2 protein-coding genes are annotated in these 2,435 nt (G+C 28.8%); both read left to right on the top strand.

The window, feature by feature from the left end:
• Positions 1-927: IS200/IS605 family element RNA-guided endonuclease TnpB (gene tnpB / locus KGF50_RS21165; RefSeq protein ID WP_227849888.1), on the top strand; the 927-nt coding region annotated here is incomplete at its 5' end.
• A 144-nt stretch (positions 928-1,071) separates the two neighbouring features.
• On the top strand, positions 1,072-2,196 hold the full coding sequence (locus KGF50_RS21160; RefSeq protein WP_227849887.1) for a metal-dependent hydrolase family protein: 1,125 nt from the start codon (positions 1,072-1,074) through the stop codon (positions 2,194-2,196).
• Positions 2,197-2,435: the final 239 nt, after the last annotated feature.

Below are 2,435 nucleotides of genomic sequence, written 5' to 3'. Positions count from 1 at the left end.
AATTTAAAAAAAGAATTAGAGTGGCTTAAAGAACCTGACAAATTTTCACTACAAAACACCTTAAAAGATTTAGAAAATGCATATAAAAAATTCTTTAAAGAAAATGCAGGATTTCCTAAATTTAAATCAAAGAAAACTAATAGATTTTCATATAGAACAAACTTCACAAACGGAAATATTATGTATTGTGGTCAATATATAAAATTACCTAAACTTGGTATGGTTAAAGTAAGGGATAAACAAGTACCTCAAGGGAGAATACTTAATGCTACTGTATCCAAAGAACCAAGTGGTAAATATTATGTATCATTATGCTGTACTGATGTAGATATTGATGCATTTGAAAATACTAATAATCAGATAGGTTTAGATTTAGGAATTAAAGAATTTTGTATCTCAAGTTGTGGACAATTTATAGAAAACCCTAAGTATCTTCTAAAGTCATTAAACAAACTTGCTAAATTACAAAGAGAATTATCGAGAAAAACAATCGGTAGTTTAAATAGAAATAAAGCAAGATTAAAAGTTGCAAGACTTAAAGAACATATAGCTAATAGGAGAAAGGATTTTCTACAAAAACTATCTACTAAATTAATAAAAGAGAATGATATTATTTGCATAGAAGATTTACAAGTAAAGAATATGACTAGAAATCGCAAACTATCTCGCTTAATTTCTGATGTGTCATGGTCAGAATTTGTTCGTCAATTAGAATACAAGGCTAATTGGTATGGTAGACAAATTGTAAAGGTAGGTAAATTCTTTGCAAGTTCACAAATATGCAATAAATATGGGTACAAAAACGAGGCAATAAAGAATTTAAATATAAGAGAATGGATTTGTCCTTGTTGTAATGTAACTCATAATAGAGATATAAATGCAAGTATAAATATACTAAAAGAAGGATTAAGACTAATAACAGTTTAAAATAGATAATTTATGTAAGAACCGTAGGAACTACGGGGATAGCTTGTGGAGAATTGGTAAGACATACTTTAATATGCAAAATTCTATGAAGCAGGAACTCTGTGACTTTAGTCATAGGAGGTTCAGGGAACAGGGAATAGTATTATGAAGAATAAAGGTATAATTATTGATGTAGATACTATACTTGAAATTGAAGATATAAGAGAAGATATAAGTGGATATGAGGTGTATGATTACCTAGATAAAACTGTTATGCCAGGGATTATGAATTGTCATGTACATTTGACAATGGAACCAGTAGGAAATCCAAAAGTTTATTATGATAATGTATCTGATGTAGAGCTTGTAGTAAATACAGTAAAACAACTTGATGCATATTTAGATTCAGGAGTAACATACATTAGAAGTCTGGGTTGTCCAAAATATGTGGATGTACAACTTAAAAATCTTGTAGACAAAGGATCTATAGATGGTCCTGGTATAGTTACTTCAGGTCCAGTTATATGTATGACAGGAGGACATGGATACTATTTTGGTATTGAAAGTGATGGAGTAGATGAATGTAGAAAATCAGCTAGAACAGTTTTAAAAAATGGAGTAGATTGTGTAAAGATAATGGCTACTGGAGGTGTAACAACTGATGGTGTTGAGCCAGGTTCACCACAATTGACTTTAGAGGAAATGAAGGCTGCTGTAGATGAAGCTATAAAAGCAGGTAAAATAACTGCTACACATGCGCAAGGAAGAACTGGCATAAAAAATGCAGTGCTTGCAGGAATCACTTCTATAGAACATGGTGTTTATTTAGATGATGAAATAATTGATTTGATGCTTGAAAGAGGAACATATTTAGTTCCAACTGTGGCTGCACCATATTTTATTTTAAATGCAGGAAAAGAAAGTGGAATAACTGAGGCTACTCTTAGAAAGTGCGAAATTGTTGCTATTCCTCATAAGGAATCATTCTTAAAAGCGTATAAAAAAGGGATTAAAATTGCAGTTGGTTCTGATGCAGGAACTTCTTATAATGAACATGGAAAGACATATTATGAAATGAAGTTAATGTCAGATTATGGTATGGATAACATGGATGTAATAGTAGCAGCTACAAAAACTGCATCTGAACTTTTAAGAATTGATAAAAATTATGGAACTTTAGAAAAAGGAAAGAAAGCAGATGTGATAGTGGTAAATGGAAATCCTATAGATAATATAGATGTAATGTCAGATGTTTTAGCAGTATTTAAACTTGGCAAAAAAGTTAGATAATAAAATAAAAGAGAAATTAGAAAAAAGTGTCTGAAAGAATCTTTAAAAGATTAGAGACACTTTTTTTATTGATAATATTTATTAATACTTTGAAAATTCATATGTTATTTTACATTTATTATTTAAAATATATTATAAAAGAATAAAAAGTAATAATTTGTTATATAAATAGATATGTTTTTATAAATAATATATTTTAAAATAAAAAACAGTATATAAAAAAGGTTTATATGTTATAT

The sequence above is a fragment of the Clostridioides sp. ZZV15-6598 genome, assembly GCF_020657705.1.
Taxonomy (GTDB): Bacteria; Bacillota; Clostridia; order Peptostreptococcales; family Peptostreptococcaceae; genus Clostridioides; species Clostridioides difficile_F.
Note: the sequence above shows the minus strand (reverse complement) of the source record. Positions and strands in the feature narration are given on the sequence as shown.